The 15,802-nt window shown below is 44.5% G+C and carries 16 protein-coding genes; 8 read left to right on the forward strand and 8 right to left on the reverse strand.

The genetic code is table 11. The features are described from left to right. The first annotated feature begins 136 nt into the window (after window positions 1-136). The 4 genes from AC5WJX_RS09395 to rfbB are packed head-to-tail and all read left to right on the forward strand — an operon-like array spanning window position 137 to window position 3,813. On the forward strand, window positions 137-1,126 hold the full coding sequence (locus AC5WJX_RS09395; RefSeq protein ID WP_494484301.1) for a UDP-glucuronic acid decarboxylase family protein: 990 nt from the start codon (window positions 137-139) through the stop codon (window positions 1,124-1,126). Window positions 1,127-1,129: 3 nt separating this feature from the next. Further along, a complete protein-coding gene (gene galE / locus AC5WJX_RS09400; protein WP_494484302.1) occupies window positions 1,130-2,152 on the forward strand; it encodes a UDP-glucose 4-epimerase GalE in 1,023 nt (340 codons plus the stop codon). Further along, on the forward strand, window positions 2,152-2,718 hold the full coding sequence (locus AC5WJX_RS09405; RefSeq protein WP_494484303.1) for a hypothetical protein: 567 nt from the start codon (window positions 2,152-2,154) through the stop codon (window positions 2,716-2,718). The genes galE and AC5WJX_RS09405 overlap by 1 nt, the downstream gene beginning before the upstream one ends. Window positions 2,719-2,760: 42 nt before the next feature. After that, a complete protein-coding gene (gene rfbB, locus AC5WJX_RS09410; RefSeq protein WP_494484304.1) occupies window positions 2,761-3,813 on the forward strand; it encodes a dTDP-glucose 4,6-dehydratase in 1,053 nt (350 codons plus the stop codon). A 136-nt stretch (window positions 3,814-3,949) separates the two neighbouring features. Here rfbB and AC5WJX_RS09415 read toward each other — a convergent pair whose 3' ends face one another. Together AC5WJX_RS09415 and AC5WJX_RS09420 are read right to left on the reverse strand one after the other, a co-directional pair. After that, window positions 3,950-5,182 (reverse strand): ABC transporter permease, encoded by a 1,233-nt coding sequence (locus tag AC5WJX_RS09415; RefSeq protein WP_440431678.1) that lies wholly within the window; start codon window positions 5,180-5,182, stop codon window positions 3,950-3,952. A 95-nt stretch (window positions 5,183-5,277) separates the two neighbouring features. Then, window positions 5,278-5,631, reverse strand: a complete 354-nt coding sequence (locus AC5WJX_RS09420; RefSeq protein WP_440431676.1) for a HesB/IscA family protein — start codon at window positions 5,629-5,631, stop codon at window positions 5,278-5,280. Window positions 5,632-5,753: 122 nt separating this feature from the next. Between AC5WJX_RS09420 and AC5WJX_RS09425 the strand changes: the two genes are divergently transcribed. Together AC5WJX_RS09425 and dnaA are read left to right on the forward strand one after the other, a co-directional pair. Beyond that, window positions 5,754-7,301, forward strand: coding sequence for an acyl-CoA mutase large subunit family protein (locus tag AC5WJX_RS09425; RefSeq protein ID WP_494484305.1), 1,548 nt, complete (start codon window positions 5,754-5,756; stop codon window positions 7,299-7,301). 214 nt (window positions 7,302-7,515) lie between these two features. Beyond that, window positions 7,516-8,946: a chromosomal replication initiator protein DnaA gene (dnaA, locus tag AC5WJX_RS09430; protein WP_440431673.1), complete on the forward strand. Its 1,431-nt coding sequence runs from the start codon at window positions 7,516-7,518 to the stop codon at window positions 8,944-8,946. A gap of 66 nt (window positions 8,947-9,012) precedes the next feature. Here dnaA and AC5WJX_RS09435 read toward each other — a convergent pair whose 3' ends face one another. From AC5WJX_RS09435 to AC5WJX_RS09450, 4 genes are all read right to left on the reverse strand, one after another. Further along, the gene (locus AC5WJX_RS09435) at window positions 9,013-9,564 is read right to left on the reverse strand and encodes an NUDIX hydrolase (protein ID WP_440431671.1); all 552 of its coding nucleotides are present in this window, start codon (window positions 9,562-9,564) and stop codon (window positions 9,013-9,015) included. Between the two features lie 12 nt (window positions 9,565-9,576). After that, window positions 9,577-10,356 (reverse strand): TPM domain-containing protein, encoded by a 780-nt coding sequence (locus AC5WJX_RS09440; protein WP_440431669.1) that lies wholly within the window; start codon window positions 10,354-10,356, stop codon window positions 9,577-9,579. Window positions 10,357-10,440: 84 nt separating this feature from the next. Continuing rightward, on the reverse strand, window positions 10,441-10,881 hold the full coding sequence (locus tag AC5WJX_RS09445; RefSeq protein WP_494484306.1) for a TPM domain-containing protein: 441 nt from the start codon (window positions 10,879-10,881) through the stop codon (window positions 10,441-10,443). 78 nt (window positions 10,882-10,959) lie between these two features. Beyond that, window positions 10,960-11,544: a LemA family protein gene (locus AC5WJX_RS09450; RefSeq protein ID WP_440431666.1), complete on the reverse strand. Its 585-nt coding sequence runs from the start codon at window positions 11,542-11,544 to the stop codon at window positions 10,960-10,962. Window positions 11,545-11,676: 132 nt separating this feature from the next. Between AC5WJX_RS09450 and AC5WJX_RS09455 the strand changes: the two genes are divergently transcribed. Next, window positions 11,677-13,218 carry an NAD(P)/FAD-dependent oxidoreductase gene (locus AC5WJX_RS09455; RefSeq protein ID WP_494484307.1) on the forward strand — a complete coding sequence of 514 codons (1,542 nt, stop codon included), beginning with the start codon at window positions 11,677-11,679 and terminating at the stop codon, window positions 13,216-13,218. Between the two features lie 75 nt (window positions 13,219-13,293). After that, a complete protein-coding gene (locus AC5WJX_RS09460; protein WP_440431663.1) occupies window positions 13,294-13,653 on the forward strand; it encodes a CoA-binding protein in 360 nt (119 codons plus the stop codon). Window positions 13,654-13,730: 77 nt separating this feature from the next. Here the strand turns inward: AC5WJX_RS09460 and AC5WJX_RS09465 are convergent, their stop codons facing one another. Then, window positions 13,731-14,471 carry a hypothetical protein gene (locus tag AC5WJX_RS09465; RefSeq protein WP_494484308.1) on the reverse strand — a complete coding sequence of 247 codons (741 nt, stop codon included), beginning with the start codon at window positions 14,469-14,471 and terminating at the stop codon, window positions 13,731-13,733. Between the two features lie 1,144 nt (window positions 14,472-15,615). Continuing rightward, window positions 15,616-15,802: hypothetical protein (locus AC5WJX_RS09470; protein ID WP_494484309.1), on the reverse strand; the 187-nt coding region annotated here is incomplete at its 5' end.

The raw sequence follows: 15,802 nt of genomic DNA on the forward strand, positions 1-15,802 counted from the left end.
TATGTTTATTTATTATCTTAGCCGAAGATACCCCAATTAAATTAAAGGGAAACAAATTTAAAGAAAAGGCAGTTTAAAGACAGCCAAGGCTATTGCAATCGTACAACGTCATACCCTTACTTATATCTCAAAATAAATGAAACGCAAAAGAGTATTAATCACCGGTGCTGCCGGTTTCTTAGGTTCGCACTTGTGCGACAGGTTTATAAAAGAAGATTTCCATGTGATTGCAATGGACAACCTGATTACCGGAGATTTAAAGAATATTGAACACCTATTTCCACTGGAGAACTTCGAATTTGCGCATCATGACGTGTCAAAGTTTGTATATGTTCCTGGTGACCTGGATTATATACTTCATTTCGCTTCTCCAGCAAGTCCAATCGACTATTTAAAGATCCCGATTCAAACCTTAAAGGTAGGTTCCCTGGGTACCCATAACCTGCTTGGACTTGCACGTGCTAAAGGTGCAAGAATGATCATCGCTTCTACTTCAGAGGTTTACGGTGATCCAAACGTAAATCCACAGCCTGAGGAATACTGGGGTAATGTAAACCCGGTTGGTCCAAGGGGTGTATATGATGAAGCGAAACGTTTTCAGGAAGCCATGACCATGGCATATCATACTTTCCACGGTCTGGAGACCAGGATTGTAAGGATTTTCAATACCTATGGTCCTAGAATGCGACTGAATGATGGACGTGTATTACCTGCTTTTATTGGTCAGGCGCTAAGGGGTGAAGATCTTACTGTGTTTGGCGACGGCTCACAAACCCGTTCTTTCTGTTATGTGGATGACTTGATCGAGGGTATTTATCGTTTGTTATTCAGCGACTATGCACTACCGATGAACATCGGTAACCCAGATGAAATTACGATTAAGCAGTTTGGCGAGGAGATCATTAAACTGACTGGTACAACACAAAAGCTGGTGCTTAGAGATCTTCCAGTGGATGATCCAAAACAGCGTCGCCCGGATATCACAAAAGCAAGAGAGATCTTAGGCTGGGAGCCAAAGGTGAGCAGGGAAGAAGGTTTGAAGATCACCTATGAATATTTCAAAACCCTTCCTCAAGAAGCTTTGGTTAACGTTGAACATAAAGATTTTACAACTTATAACAAATAGTAAATGGCAAAGATATTAGTTACCGGTGGCACGGGCTTCATCGGCTCACACACTGTAGTAGAACTATATGCAGCAGGCTATGATGTCATCATCGTCGATGATTTTTCAAATTCAAATCCTAAGATATTAAACCAGTTAGAAACAATCACCGGTAAGAAGCCGGAATTCGTGGAGCTGGATCTATGTGATGAAACAAAAGTAAGGGACTTTGTAGCGGCAAACACTGACATTACAGGTGTGATCCATTTTGCTGCTTTCAAAGCAGTAGGGGAGTCGGTACAGCAACCCCTGAAGTACTACAGAAATAACTTTTACTCACTGCTTAACCTGCTGTTCGCTTTTAACAGCAAAATTGATTTTGTATTCTCTTCATCCTGCACAGTATATGGCCAGCCAGACCAGTTACCGGTGACGGAAGCTGCCCCGGTTAAAAGAGCGGAATCTCCTTATGGTAACACCAAACAGATCGCTGAAGAAATGTTGTCTGAGGCCTGTGCAGTGAGCCCGGAGCTGTTCGTGACCTCTTTAAGGTATTTTAACCCTGTAGGCGCCCATGAATCTGCATTGATCGGTGAACTTCCGATTGGAGTACCGCAGAACCTGGTGCCGTTCATTACACAGTCTGCGATAGGCAAACGTGGTCCGATAACGGTTTATGGTAACGACTACAATACCCCGGACGGCAGTGCGATCCGCGATTACATCCACGTGGTAGATCTTGCTAAAGCGCACGTTGCTGCTATTAAGCGCTTGGAAAGTAAGGTGGCCAGCTCTAATTATGAGGTGTTTAACCTTGGAACCGGTAAAGGTTCATCGGTACTGGAGATCATCCATGCCTTTGAAGAATCAACAGGTGAAAAGCTAAATTACCAGATTGGTCCAAGGAGAGAAGGGGATATTGAGCAGGTTTACGGAGACGTGACCAAAGCTGCCAATGAACTAGGCTGGAAGGCTGAACTTGGCATTCAGGAGATGATGCGTTCGGCATGGAACTGGGAGAAGTACTTGAAAGATAACCCGTTTTAATGGTTTTAAGCGAACATAAGGATCTTAAATACGCCATCACTTCTCTGCCTGCAAAGGAAAAGGATAAGCTGCTGCTGCGGTTGATTGCGAAAGATAAGATCCTTACCGAACACTTGCACTTCAAGCTGCTGGAGGATGCTTCAGATTTGGAAGGACGAAGATTGGCCCTTTCAGAATTGATTGAAGATAACATCGCTGCCCTGACAGCAAATATCAGGTTCAACGTGAAGGATACCCTGCTTCTGCTGCGTACCCTGAATGGTAAGATCAATCACCACTATAAAGTAACGAAAGATCTGAACTCGGAAATTGAGCTTCGTATGCAGCTGCTGAACCAGATTCCACTGGTGCTGACCGCAAGTATTCACGCCACTTTAAGTAAATATAATGACCGGATGGTGTTGTACTTTCTACGTACATCACTTTCCGTTTATAAGAAATTCCTGAAACTACATGAAGACCTGCAGTTTGATCTGCAGGACGCGCTAAATAAATTGCTCAAAAAGGCATATATGCCCAAATTTGCAGAAACTGCCGAAGCCTTAGGCTTACCAGAAAGTTTCTAGCAGGTGTGGGCTGAAAATGCTTCATTTAATACAATATACCCCATGAAAAAAATCTTAATCACCGGTGGAGCCGGTTTTATCGGTTCACATGTTGTACGGAGATTCGTGAACACTTATCCGGAGTACGAGATTGTAAATCTCGATAAACTAACTTATGCAGGGAACCTGGCAAATCTTAAGGATGTTGAAGATAAGCCAAATTACAGATTCGTAAAAGCGGACATTACAGATGCTGCCGAGATGAACAATCTGTTTGAAGCTGAAAACTTTGACGCTGTAATTCACCTGGCCGCAGAATCGCATGTTGACCGCTCGATCTCGGATCCGACAGCTTTTGTGATGACTAATGTTATTGGTACGGTAAACCTCCTAAATGCCGCAAGAGAATATTGGAAAGGACACTACGATACCAAAAGGTTCTATCATGTATCTACTGACGAGGTTTATGGTGCCTTGGGGGAAACCGGAATGTTTACTGAAAGCACGGCGTATGATCCACATAGCCCATATTCAGCGTCAAAAGCAAGTTCAGATCATTTTGTACGTGCTTATCATGATACCTACGGACTGGATGTGGTGATCTCCAACTGTTCAAATAACTATGGATCGCACCATTTCCCAGAGAAACTTATCCCACTTGCCATCAACAACATCAAGAACAATCAGCCTGTTCCGGTTTATGGAAAGGGAGAGAACGTTCGCGACTGGTTATGGGTAGAAGATCATGCACGCGCAATTGACGTGATCTTTCATCAGGCGGCAAGCGGTGAAACGTATAATATTGGCGGTCATAATGAATGGAAGAACATTGATCTGATCAACCTGCTATGCCGTATCATGGATGAAAAGCTTGGAAGACCAGCGGGTGAATCTGCAAAGCTGATTACCTATGTTACTGACCGTGCAGGCCACGATCTTCGCTACGCGATCGATTCTACTAAGCTCCAGCAAAAACTTGGTTGGGTACCAAGCCTGCAGTTTGAAGAAGGTCTGGCAAAAACCGTAGACTGGTTCCTGGAGAATGAGGAATGGTTGAAAGACGTGACTTCTGGAAACTACCAGGCTTACTATGACACGCAGTACAAAGCGCGTTAGTCATAGAAAAGTTCATATACAAAGAAGGGTGCCGATAAGTTATCGGCACCCTTCTTTGTATAGGTTAAGTTAGCGACCAGGCCCGCAGTGCTGGCAGGGAACTAACCGAGTTAATTCTTTTACGCGGTATAGATGGTTATTCGTAACGTAAAGCTTCTACGGGATCGAGTTTAGATGCCTTCTTAGCAGGATAGTAGCCTGAAATAATACCTACAAACACACAAAGTGCAAAGCCTCCAACGATGAACAGCCAAGGGATAATAAAAGTACCACCCATGGCGAGCGATATGGCGTTCCCGAGACCAATTCCAAGCAATATGCCTAGCGCACCACCAAACAGGCAGATCATCACCGCTTCGATCAGGAACTGTTTACGGATGGTTGAGGGATTGGCGCCGATAGCTTTGCGAATCCCGATCTCCCGGGTACGTTCCGTCACCGAAACCAGCATGATGTTCATTAGTCCGATGGAAGCCCCGATGAGCGTAATTGCTCCGATAGCTACACCGCCAATTGCAATGAAGGCCAGGTTTTCGAATAGCGTTTGTGCTACTGCATCACTCTTGGTGATCTCGAAATTGTTAGGCTGTTTAACTTTGAGCTTCCGGATGTTCCGGAATTCCGCGGTCGATTCACCAATGATGTTCTCCATTAGATCGTTGCTCGGCACCATTACCGTGATGGTATAGGAAGGCTCGGAGCTGGTGATCATCTGTTTTCCTCTAAGCAGTGGTACGTAAACGGATCTGTCACTGTTATTGCCCATGCTGGAGCCCTTAGCATCCAAAACCCCAATGATCTTCAATCTGTTGTTACCAACGTTTATGATCTTATCTATCGGAGATTCATCTTTAAACAAGGTGGTCTTCAATTCATTTCCGATGATGCAGTTATTGGTGCCGGTGAAGATTTCCGACTTGTTCAGGTTCCGTCCCTCGACGAGTTCCAGTCCTTGTGCAGCAAGTCCATTTTCATCAATGGCTTGCACGCTGATGTTCGGATTGGTCTTAATCGAACCATATTTCGCTGTTGCTCCCCCAGTGGCCCTAATGGTCACCGCTACGGTAGCTGGTGTATTAAGCTGTTCTTTAAATTTGATGGCATCTTCGTAACGGATCACCGGGAAAGGTTTTGGTCGCTGGCCCGAGCCACCTACACGAATACCGATCCCGCGGTTGCGGATGGTAAAGGAATTGGCACCCATGCTAGAGAAAGCGTCCGTCATACTTTTCTTAACCGCATCCAAGGTTGTTAGAATGCCTACCAGTGCCATGAGTCCGATCGCAATGATCAATGCCGTTAACATGGTACGCAGACGGTTACTTTGAATGGATTGCAGCGCGAGCCGGACGTTTTCTTGATAAGTCATTGAAGTATGTGGTTAGCCAATAAAGGGACTTCACAAAAAAGTCCCGCTGTTAAGACAACGGGACCCTGTGATATGTTACAAAGAATATCTACTATTTATACGGAGAAACTGCTGCCGCATCCACATGAACTTGCTGCATTCGGATTGCTGAAAGTAAATCCTCTGGAATTTAAGCCATCCTGCCAGTCCACCTGCATTCCTAAAAGGTACATCTGGTGTGCTTTATGCATGAAAACCTTAATTCCGCTGATGATAAATTCCTGATCGCCTTCTTTCTTCTGGTCGAAACCCAACACATAGCTCATGCCCGAGCAACCTCCGCCTTCTACGCCAACACGTAAGCCAAAGTTTTCACCGATCTCTTGCTGGTCTTTCAGCTTAAGTAGTTCTTTTACTGCGCCTTCTGTAAAAATAACAGGTGCAAATGCTGTATCAACTGCTGTACTCATCTTGTTTCAATTTAGGAATAACAAATATAATTAATATAAATAATTTGTACATTTTTGTTGAAGCGAAAGCATTAATTATTACGGAACTTAAACAAAAATCCGTAGGCCTAGACCTCATTGACATGACTGAAAAGAAATTTGTGACCAGCTCTGGTATTGAAATCAAAGAAACTTATCCACCTTATAATCGTACACCTGAAAAGCCCGGAGCATTTCCTTTTACAAGGGGTATACAGAAAGATATGTACCGAGGCCGGCTCTGGACCATGCGCCAATATGCCGGATTCTCTACTGCTAAAGCTTCCAATGAACGCTACCACTATCTCCTAAGCCAGGGTACCATGGGCTTGTCGGTGGCTTTTGACCTGCCCACGCAGATCGGCTACGACTCCGACCATGACATGGCAGAAGGAGAGGTCGGAAAAGTAGGGGTAGCTATTGATTCTTTAAGAGATATGGAGATCCTCTTCGATGGCATCAAGCTGGAAGACATCACCACTTCCATGACCATTAATGCCACAGCTTCTATATTATTGGCGATGTACATTGCATTGGCCAAAAAGCAAGGCGCTGACCTGAAGAAGATCTCCGGTACCATACAAAATGATATACTTAAGGAATACGCGGCACGTGGCACCTATATCTATCCGCCTAAACCCTCCATGCGTATCATCACCGACATCTTTGAATATTGCAGTAAGGAGGTGCCCAAGTGGAACACCATATCCATATCCGGATACCACATCCGCGAGGCAGGATCTACAGCGGTGCAGGAATTGGCCTTCACTTTAGCTAATGGAAAAGCATACTTAAACGCCGCCTTAGAGAAGGGTTTAGATATTAACATATTCGCAAAACGACTGTCCTTCTTTTTTAACTGTCACAATAATTTCTTTGAAGAGATCGCCAAGTTCAGAGCCGCAAGGCGGATGTGGGCAGGCATCACAAAAGGTCTTGGCGCGACCGATGAGAAAGCGCAGATGCTCCGTTTTCACACCCAGACCGGGGGCTCTACATTGACGGCTCAACAGCCCCTGAACAACGTGATCAGAGTAACCAACCAGGCCATGGCGGCAGTGCTTGGCGGCACCCAATCCCTGCATACAAATGGCTATGATGAGGCCCTGTCATTGCCTACCGAGGCGGCTGCCAAGATCGCCCTGCGCACCCAGCAGGTCATTGCCTTTGAGAGTGGGGTAACTGACACTGTAGACCCTCTTGCGGGCTCCTATTTCATAGAGGCACTAACCGACGAGATCGAGCAGGCAGCCCAAATTTACATCGAAAGGATCGATGCGATGGGCGGTTCGGTCGAAGCCATCGAGAACGGCTACATCCAGAACGAGATTGCTGCAGCAAGTTATCAACACCAGCTCGAGGTGGAGAATGGCAGCCGGATCATTGTCGGTGTTAATAAGTTTACTCAAGATCTTGAAAACATCACTGAAACCATGGAAATCGATGAATCCATCCGTACTTTTCAGATGGAGCAGCTAAGATTGTTGAAAACGCAGCGGAATGCCGATTTGGTGCAAAAAACGCTGGATGATTTAAAGGCTGCAGCAGCAACAGAAAGCAACTTAATGCCCTTTATACTAGCTTCAGTGGAGGTTTATGCTACTTTGGGCGAAATTGCGGACGTGTTGAGAGGGTCTTTTGGTGAATACTAAAAATAACCGGATTTGCACAATTTATTTGCCGATTTTAGAGTTATCCACATTAAACGTTGAAGTTCGGTGAGGTATGCAGCTACGTCTTAAGCAGTTACGATTTAAATCAAATTTCTGTTCATTTTGTTGATAATTTTTTGAATTTTTGATCTCTCGAATGAGCCAATTCATTACGCTCCTATCGTCACTGTAAACCAACAAATTAAGAATAACAATGGAAAAAACTTGTACCGAAGTGTGGAAAAACTGTCTTCAAATCATTAAGGATAACATCCCGAGCCAAAGTTTCAAAACTTGGTTCGAGCCGATCACAGCCCTTAAGTTAGATGGCAAAGTTTTAACCATACAGGTGCCTAGTTTATTCTTCTATGAGTGGCTGGAAGAGCACTATGTTGGATTGCTTCGTAAGACTGTCAAAAAGCAACTTGGGGATGAAGGAAGACTGGAATATAACATCGTTGTTGACAAGTCCTCAAGCACGGGTAATCCATACACCACGAACATGCCTTCCAACGGTAACGGAGCTGAAGCGAAGATCCAGTCGATGCCTATTCCTGTAGCCATCAACAAAGACATTAAGAACCCATTCATCATCCCAGGATTGAAGAAACTGAATGTTGACCCACAGTTAAATTCTAACTACACATTCGAAAACTACATTGAGGGCGATTGCAACCGTTTAGCCCGTTCTGCAGGTTATGCTGTTGCTGCTAAACCGGGTGGTACTTCTTTTAATCCACTAATGATTTATGGTGGTGTAGGTCTTGGAAAAACACACCTTGCACAGGCTATCGGAAATGAAATCAAGAGAACCATGCCAGACAAGCTGGTCATCTACGTTTCTTGTGAAAAGTTCTGTCAGCAGTTTGTGGATTCCTTGAAGAACAACACCATTAATGACTTTGTAAACTTCTATCAGGCGATGGATGTAATCATCATGGATGATGTGCACAACTTTGCCGGTAAGGAGAAAACACAGGATATCTTCTTCCACATCTTCAATCACCTGCATCAATCGGGCAAGCAGGTTATCTTATCTTCTGATAAATCACCAAAAGATCTATCCGGATTAGAAGAGCGTTTGTTAAGCCGTTTCAAGTGGGGCCTTTCTGCCGACCTACAGGTGCCGGACCTGGAGACCAGAATTGCCATCCTTAAAAAGAAGATGTATGCAGACGGTATTGAGTTACCTTCAGAGGTGATTGAGTATGTAGCCCATAACATTGATAACAATGTGCGTGAGCTGGAAGGCGCGATGGTATCATTGCTGGCTCAGTCCACCATGAACAAGAAGGAAATTGACCTGGCACTTGCGAAAACAATGCTTAAGAATTTCATTAAGCACACTTCTAAAGAGATTTCAATGGAGTTCATACAGAAGTTGGTATGCGAGTATTTTGAGGTTCCTGTAGATATGGTAAAATCACCTACACGTAAACGTGAGATCGTTCAGGCCCGTCAGATCTCGATGTACCTTTCTAAGAGCCATACGAAATCATCGTTAAAGACTATTGGCGCATTCTTTGGCGGAAGAGATCACTCAACCGTAATCTATGCCTGCCAAACTGTGGAAGACCTGATCGAAACAGACAAGAAATTTAAAGGATACGTACACGATATCCAGAAGAAGCTGAAGATGAGCTAAATTTCACTTCAAAAAAGAAAGGCCCTGATGAACGTTCATCAGGGCCTTTCTTTTTTGAAGTGAATGCTAACTTAAAACACCAAGTTTCGCCAATCCATAGAAGATACCCGCACTGTGTAATGCCTGGTCAATTTTATTGTTCAATAACAACTGTTTAACTTCTTCAAGCGTATACTCTTCCACGGCCAGGAACTCGTGTTCATCAAGGCTTTGTTCATGCGTTTTCTCGCCCCCGGTTAACAGGTAGGTGAAAGTCTGATTGGTGGACGTCGCCGGATTCGGGTATAAGGTTGCAATTAACTCAATGTTTTCGAAAGAATAGCCGGTTTCCTCCAATAGCTCTCTTTTTACGGCATCTGCCGGGTCTTCATCGCCATCGATCACACCACCGGGTATCTCCAGTGAAATGATGTCTGCAGCATGTCTATACTGCCTTACCAGGATCATCTTGTTTTCTTTGGTAATCGCTACTGCATTAACCCAGTTCGGGTATTCCAGTACATAGTAATCATCTTTAATAACGCCGTCCTGCAGTTTACAGGTATCGACACGTAACGTAGCCCATTTTTCTCTAACCACATATCTTGTGGAAAGCTTATCCCATTTTTTAATTTCCATTTATTGTTTTAATTACCAACTGCCGCTGCTTCCGCCGCCGCCAAAACTTCCGCCGCCAAAACCGCCGAAGCCTCCGCCACCGCTGCCCCCGCCAAAACCACCTCCGCCGAAGCCACCACCATGATGACCGCGATTTCCGCCACCAAGGAGCATGCTCCAGAATAGCGCATCTGCCACACCACGGCCACCGATAACCTGACTTCCGCCCCGGCCACCGCCTTTTCTGATGATCAGGATGATGATAACGATGATGATGATCAGCACAGGAATAGCGCTGCTGTTGTCGCGTTTTTTAGCACGCGGGTTATCATTCTTATATTCGCCTTTAACCAACTTGATCATAGAGTCGGTACCTGCCTGCAGGCCGCCATAGTAATCGCCGGCTTTAAAAGCAGGTTTGATATCAGTCTCTATAATCCGGTTGGTATAAATATCTGGCAAGGCACCCTCTACACCATAACCTGTCTGAATGGAGATCTTCCGGTCGCCAAGGGCAACTACAATCATGATCCCATTATTCTTCTCGGCACCGCCAACGCCCCACTTTCGACCCAGCTGTAAAGTATAATCGTTGATGTCATAATCCCCAACCGTCTTCACGATAGCAATTGCAATCTGTGTTGAAGTGGAATCATCAAAGGCGACCAGTTTATTTTCGAGCTGCTGTACTTCCGAGGCGGACAAAGTTCCTGTATAATCGTTTACCAGTTTACTGGGCTTTTCAGGTAAGTCCTGCCCAAAAACAGTTCCACAGGTAAGCGCCAGTAAAAAAGCTATTACTAGTTTTTTCATCTGTTGTATGTTTGGTTTTATTGATGAAGGTAACATGATCTTCGTCATGGTGTAGATTGCAAGATCATGTAATTTCATGCCGTGTTAAAATTTATGTTTATCCATATCGATGATGTCGTTAGGCAGCTCATTTACATCATCATGCGCAGTAGGGAAGAATACGGCAAGCTTCTCACCGGCAAGTGTAACACCGGCGATGATGCCACTGGCATAGTTCCCGCTGGCGAAATGCGCTTTCATCGCAATCTGCGTGGTCTCCCAGAAATCTTCCGGAACCACACGGTTGATGCCGCTGTCGCCGATAATGGCGAACTTATGGTCTTCATAAGCCAGGTAGATCAATACGCCGTTTTTCTCGGCCGTCTTATCCATGTCCAGCTTAAAGAAATATTCCGTTGCACGTTCAAAAGCATCGGTTTTACAATGCTTTTCAATGGCAATGCGGATTTCCCCGGAGGTCAATTTCTCCGCATCGGCAATGGTAGTTGCAATAAGTTCCTGTTCTTCTTCTGTGAAAATAGCCATAGCTTGCTATAATAAAGATAAGGGTAAGGCTGGTCTTAGAAAAAACCAGCTTTACCCTTACCAGATGTGATCAATAAATTAGAATTCAATTTTAGGTGCATTTTGCGCACCAGCATCAGCTTTGAAACCAGCTTTTTGTTGGAACCCAAATAAACCTGCAGTTAGGTTGTTCGGGAAGGAGCGTACTTTCGTGTTGAAAGTCTGTACCGATTGGTTAAAATCACGACGTGCAGTTGCAATTCTGTTCTCCGTACCTTCCAGTTGTACGGAAAGATCGCTGAACTGTTGTGTGGCACGTAGCTGCGGATAGTTTTCTGTAAGCACCATTAAACGTCCTAATGCCTGGCTAACTTCACCTTGAGCGCTCTGAAATTTTTCAATGTTCTCTGCGGTAAGTTTAGTTGGGTCTACCGTAATCTGGCTAGCTTTTGAACGTGCCTCGATAACTTGCGTTAGCGTTGTCTGCTCAAATTTCGCAGCACCTTTAACCGTGCTCACTAAGTTTGGAATTAAATCAGAACGGCGTTGGTATTGTGTCTCTACCTGACTCCATTTTGTTTTTACATCCTCATCCAGTTGAACTAAGTTATTGTAGCCACTGCAACCGCTGAAGACCACAAATAGAACCAGAATACCTACAACTACTAATACAATTTTTTTCATGTCTTAAAAATTAATTAAATGAAGTTTTAAATTTTAGCTTCACCTATAACATTGGTTTATCCACGTTAATATACGGTTTAGAATCAATTTCTGTACCTTTGTTACGATTCAGGATAAAAACCTGACAGGAATATGCTAAAAGACATAGAAATTAAACTCGCTCCGGAAAATCTGGACAACAAGACTGTTATTTTGCACACTTTGGCAGATGCGCTAAAGATCAACCAGGCCAGAATAAATGACTACAAGATTCTGAAAAGATCCATTGACGCCCGTTCCAGGGTGGTCATTTACCGTTTACAAGTTCGTGTTTTCATCGATGAAGTCCCCCAACCGGAAAACGATGTGGTAAAGTATCTGAGTGTAGCGGATAAAACTCCTGTGCTCATTGTTGGTGCTGGTCCCGCTGGTTTATTCGCGGCACTGCAGTGTATCCAGAATGGCTTTAAGCCGATTGTACTGGAGCGCGGTAAGGACGTAAAGCAACGGCGCCGGGATCTTGCAGCCATTAACAAGCAAGGGTTGGTAAATACCGAATCCAACTACTGCTACGGTGAGGGTGGGGCAGGCACCTACTCAGACGGTAAATTATATACTCGTTCCAATAAACGCGGAGATGTGAATCAGGTACTGGAAATTTTTGTACAACACGGTGCAAAAGAAGATATCCTGATTGATGCGCGTCCACATATTGGTACTAATAAGCTGCCCCAAATCATAACTGCCATACGGGAGACCATTCTTGAAGCTGGTGGTGAAGTGCAGTTCGACCGTAAGGTTACTGATCTTATCCTGTCGTCAGGAAAGATCAAGGGCGTGATTGTAAATGACGGCGAGAAGCTACTGGCTGATGCCGTGATTCTGGCAACGGGGCATTCGGCACGTGACATTTATGAATTGCTGCACCGGAAGAATATTCTGGTAGAGGCTAAACCTTTCGCACTTGGCGTTCGCATTGAGCATCCGCAAGCGATCATTGACGCCGCGCAATATCATTGCGATATCCGCAGTCCTTTTCTGCCCCCGGCCAACTACAGCCTCGTAGAGCAGGTGGAAGAACGTGGGGTGTTCTCCTTCTGCATGTGCCCCGGGGGGATCATTGCACCATGTGCTACTTATAAAGAGGAGATCGTGGTAAATGGCTGGTCGCCTTCTAAAAGAAATAATCCTTTTGCAAATTCAGGAACGGTAGTGCAGATCAACTTGAATGATGTACCAGGCGAGGATCCGCTGCGGATGATGCATTTTCAGGCCGCAATTGAAAGAACGGCGTTCAAGCTTGGTGGCGGAGATCTTGTTGCGCCCGCACAGCGGATGGTAGATTTTGTAGAGAACCGCTTGTCCGTCGATCTACCGAAGAACTCCTATCTGCCGGGTACGAAAAGTGTTATGCTAAAGGATACCCTGCCAGACTTTGTATTTACCAGTTTGCAGCAGGCCCTGCCGAAATTTGGCAAGAAAATGAAGGGTTATTATACCAATGAAGCTATTCTGGTAGGTGTGGAAAGCAGAAGCTCCTCCCCGGTACGCATTCCGAGGGATAAGGAAAGTTTCCAGCATCCACAGGTGCAGGGCTTATTCCCTTGCGCGGAAGGTGCAGGCTATGCTGGCGGGATCGTGTCTGCGGCAATTGACGGCATCAACTGCGCGAATGCTGTGCTAAAATTTCAATAAAACATTAATTTAGGGGACTTGTTGTAAAGCATGGATTAAATACAATCTTGTTTTATCATCCTTATATATATTGTTATGAAAAATACATTAATCATAGGCGCAACGCCAAACCCGAGTCGATATGCTTACAAGGCGGCTCAGATGCTTAAAGCTAAAGGCCACGACATCATCAATGTGGGCATTAAGAACGGGGCAGTTGCTGGGGTGGACATTGAGAAGCCAGGTGAGATCCATCAGGATGTGCATACGATTACAATGTATGTAGGTCCACATTTGCAGAGTGAATATTACGATTATATTTTGAAGACCAATCCGAAAAGGGTGATCTTCAATCCAGGTACAGAAAACGATGAGTTGGAAGCATTGCTGAAGAGCAATGCGATCGAGCCCGTTGAAGCTTGTACCTTGGTGATGCTGGCTACCGGGCAGTATTAGTCGCAAGTTTAGGAATACACAAAAAAGGGTACCGGTCAGGTACCCTTTTTTGTGTATTCCAATGTAGGAGGTGGTGATCAGTTATTATGTTGTTCAAAGATTTTCTTGCTCGTCACATACCGCAGGTTTGTTATGGCATAGGCCCTGGTGAAGGTGGCTGAACCTTCTGTAAAGTAGATTGTCACCCGGTTAAACGGAATTGCCGATTTAACTGCAAACAGCCGGGCACCTCCAGGCGATTTCACCTCCTGGTATATTCGCCCGATCGGACGATCGTCAGGTAGCCGGTCTGTATCCAGGTAACTCGCGCCATATACAACAGGATCGTCACTGCTAAAGTTCAGGAGTGCTGACATCTCAAATCCAAAAACGTAACATTTCTTGGAAAGCGTTATGGTAGTTGTAGACCAGTCACTCGTAATCAACACGTGCGGATTTTTTTCTTCAACATATGGGCTTTCATTCCAGTTTCTCCACCACCCGGTTGTGGTAGGGTTGTATTTCCTGGGTGAACTGTCGTCACCAAAGGATAGGGTCATTGTTAAATTTCCATCTTGTAACGTAGACACAAACGTTTCATTAGGGATTTTTGAAATGTCCATTTTTGTTGTATACCTGAGGTAGGGTGCACAAATGGTGTCCAACGCTTCAAAGTACTTTCCAAATTCGTTTTGCACCCGTACTTTCGATAGTGGTACTGTTGCCGCCGCTTCAACATCGATGCTTGCCTCGCGCTCAAAGTTTTCTTCCTTTTTTTCACATCCCAGTAGAACAATCAGACCGAGCAGGAATAAGGTTTTAGTGTTCAAGTTTTTCATAATATGATGGTTTAAGTTGATTGCAAGCTTGGCGATGGATCACATCGGTTGCATAAACGGGCAGTAATGATGAATGCTTGTGACCTGTTCAGTATCGTAGGTATTCTGGAAGAAAGCTTAGGGCATTGTAAGGAAGGGTGGCAGCTTAAAAAGAGTGCGTTAAGTGCAAGTCGAGTTCCTGGATGTAGATCAGCTGAGTAGGTTGTTTATAAAGCGCTATCTGGGCTGGTGAGCTAAGGTACTGAATATTAGTGTTTAGTACGATGAGATATTTCAAAAATTGAGCAGGTCTCCTAGGATTGCTAATAAGCACTCGAAAAATCGAAGTCCAGACGGGTTGAAGGTTTCAAATAGCCGAGCCTAGCATGCAACTTTGCTATTGAATGTTATGGGGGTTCGAATGATAGCATTAACACAGGACTTCTTTGAGGCGTAGTCTTTTTTGGAGTATCAACTGTGGACAACCCGCTTGAATAAGCCTTAGTTGTAGGTACTATATGAAACTACAGAAGTGATGGGCAGCGAACAGCTTTGCTTGTTGATCGGCTCTTGTTCGCCTCTTGACCGCGTATTGTTCGCCTATTGTTCGCCTATAGTTCGCCTCCAGGCGAAGAAAATGCGTTTAAGAGGCGTCGGAAAGCCCTTTAAGAGCAATCAAAAAAGCCATTTAAGTCACCATACTACTCGTTTTGACGGCAGACTTGAGGTTGGTACGATGGCGGTGATACTATATCGTAGAGGTTGATACTCTATATATATGCTACATCAAGCTGTAGGTAGCTAGATGCATGTTTTGGCTGAAGGTTGGTAATCCTGGACATTAAAAAGGCGAGGGGATCTTTCTTCGCTACAGATAGATAACACACCTCTGTAACACTAAAATGTGCCGGTAAAATGGAGTCTCTGGCAATAAAGCATTGTTAAACAGCGTTTTGAGATTTGTTGTAAACAGCAGGATAGTAAGGGTTGATCTAAGGATAAGCCTGCTTAGAAAGGGAAGTATTAACCCGCCGGTTTACCTTATTGTACAAGCGACACGAAGTACTGTGAAAAGCTGTGCAAATAATTTGCCTTGTCTCACAGCATCTTAGCAGGTTTAAACAAGATATTTCTACATATTGTTTTGCAGCCCGAAAATTTTCTTCTACATTTGCACTCCGCTTCGGAGGAAGGGAAACAGTGAGAAGGATAAAGAAGAAAGATTTGAAAGGCTGAAAAGGAGTAAGATAACGTCTCTTTTTGCGTTTACCTCTAGCAGGTAACCATCGCTGGAAACAGTGAAAAACAAAAAGAAAAAATTTAGAAATAAATTCTTGACAATATCAAAATCA

Source organism: Pedobacter sp. NEAU-ZC8 (assembly GCF_059278965.1).